This is a genomic window from Bradyrhizobium sp. P2_E8, from assembly GCF_056403875.1.
Genome location: NZ_JBFUES010001131.1, coordinates 1 through 2,215 on the forward strand (window position 1 = coordinate 1; position 2,215 = coordinate 2,215).

Consider the following 2,215-nt stretch of genomic DNA (forward strand, 5'->3'; position numbering starts at 1 on the left):
GCCATTGCCCGCGCCGGTGACGATGGCGACGCGTCCGTCAAACCTGATTGCCATGAGTGCGTTTCCCAAACGTTGGATCGTCGTGGCCGGGCTTGACCCGGCCATCCATCAAAATCGAAAAGCTTTTGAGCAGCGATGGATTGCCGGGTCAAGCCCGGCAGCGACGCGTGGTATCAGGCGAAATAGATCAGGCCGAGCCAGTCGGCGACCAGCGCGGGCTTGTCCTCGCCCTCGATCTCCACCGTGACATTGGTGCGGGACTGCAATTCGTTCGGCTTGCGCAGCCTGGCTTCCGCCAGCACGAACCGGCCGCGGACGCGCTTTCCCGAGCGCACCGGCGAGATGAAGCGGAGCTTGTCGAAGCCGTAATTGACGCCCATCGTGGTGCCGGCGATGACAGGCATGACTTCATAAGACATGATCGACAGCAGCGACATCGTCAGAAAACCGTGCGCAATCGTGGTGCCGAACGCGGTCTCCTTCTTCGCCCGTTCAGGGTCGACGTGGATGAACTGGTGATCCTCGATCACGTCGGCATAGGTGTCGATGCGGGGCTGGTCGATCAGGTGCCATGACGACAGCCCGACCTCCTTGCCGACCATGGCCTGATAGGCATCCAGCGTAATCGGCGGCTTCTTCCAGACTTCGTTCACTTAGGTCTCACTCCGTGTTTTCGGCAATTCCGGAAAATCCTCCTCCCGGAATTCCCGGCCGCGCAGGGGATCGCTGCGGTCGTCGTCGCGTTCCAGCCGTCGTAGCTGCACACGGCGGATTTTGCCAGAGATCGTCTTCGGCAGCTCCGTGACGATTTCGAGGCGGCGGATGCGCTTGAACGGCGCCAGGCGCGTATGCAGGTGCTTGAAAATCGACAGCGCCGTCTCCGGCGTTCGCTCGGCGCCCGACGTCAGCAGCACGAAGGCCTTGGGGATCGCAAGGCGGATCGGGTCCGGGCTCGGCACCACGGCGGCTTCGGCGACGAGCTCGTGCTCGAGCAACACGCTTTCCAGCTCGAACGGGCTGATGCGGTAGTCGGAGGACTTGAAGACGTCGTCGGAGCGGCCGACGAAGGTGAGATAGCCGTCTTCGTCTTCGAACACGACGTCGCCGCTGCGATAGAGCGTGCCTTCGGCGCCCGAGAGCTTGCCATCGTCGCCCTGATAGCCCTGCATCAGGCCGGCGGGACGGCTCGCCCCGAGCACCAGCGTCACCTCGCCCTCCTTCGCCGGGTTGCCGTCGGCATCGCTGACCTGCACGCGATAGCCCGGCAGCGGCCGGCCCATCGAGCCGACCTTGATGTTTTGCCCGGGCGAGTTGCCCGCCAGCGCCGTCGTCTCGGTCTGGCCGTAGCCGTCGCGGATGGTAAGGCCCCAGGCCGCCTGGACCTGATCGATCACCTCCGGATTGAGCGGCTCGCCGGCGCCGCAGACCTCGCGCAACGCGACCTTGAACGACGCGAGGTTCTCCTGGATGAACAGCCGCCATACCGTCGGCGGCGCGCACAGCGTGGTGACGCCGCACCGCCCGATGGTGGCAAGCAGCGCCTTGGCATCGAAACGCGGCTGGTTCACCACGAACACGGTGGCCCCCGCATTCCACGGCGCGAAGAAGCAGCTCCAGGCGTGCTTGRCCCAGCCGGGCGAGGAGATGTTGAGGTGGACGTCGCCCGGCTTCAGCCCGATCCAGTACATGGTGGAGAGATGGCCGACGGGATAGCTCCGCTGGCTATGCAGTACCAGCTTCGGCTTTGCCGTCGTGCCCGAGGTGAAATAGAGCAGCATCGGGTCGTCGGCGTTGGTGGGGCCGTCGGGCGCAAAACTCTCCGGAGCTTTCGTCGCCTCGTCATAGGCGAGCCAGCCATCGGAGGCATCACCGACCACGATACGGACGACATTCTCGGCGCCAAGCTCGGTGCCAAGGCTCGCGAACTTCGCGACCTGATCCTGCGCGGCCACCACCGCCTTCGCCTTGCCGCGATCGAGCCGGTCGCGCAGCTCGTCGGCGGTGAGCAGCGTGGTGGCGGGGATGACGACGACGCCGAGCTTCATCGCAGCCAGCATGGTCTCCCACAGCGGGACCACATTGCCGAGCAGCAGCAGGAGATGATCGCCGCGCCTCAAGCCCTGCGCGCGAAGGAAGTTTGCGACCTGGTTGGAACGGCGCGACAGCACGCTAAAAGAAAGCTTGGTCTGCCGGTCCTGTGCGGCATCGACAATCC

The 2,215-nt window shown here is 64.9% G+C and carries 2 protein-coding genes; both read right to left on the reverse strand.

All coding sequences use genetic code 11. The features are described 5' to 3' along the window. Positions 1–173: 173 nt before the first annotated feature. Positions 174–653, reverse strand: coding sequence for a MaoC family dehydratase (locus tag AC1D00_RS37640; protein WP_477014155.1), 480 nt, complete (start codon positions 651–653; stop codon positions 174–176). Beyond that, on the reverse strand, positions 654–2,215 hold a 1,562-nt coding region (locus AC1D00_RS37645), incomplete at its 5' end, for an AMP-binding protein (protein WP_477014156.1).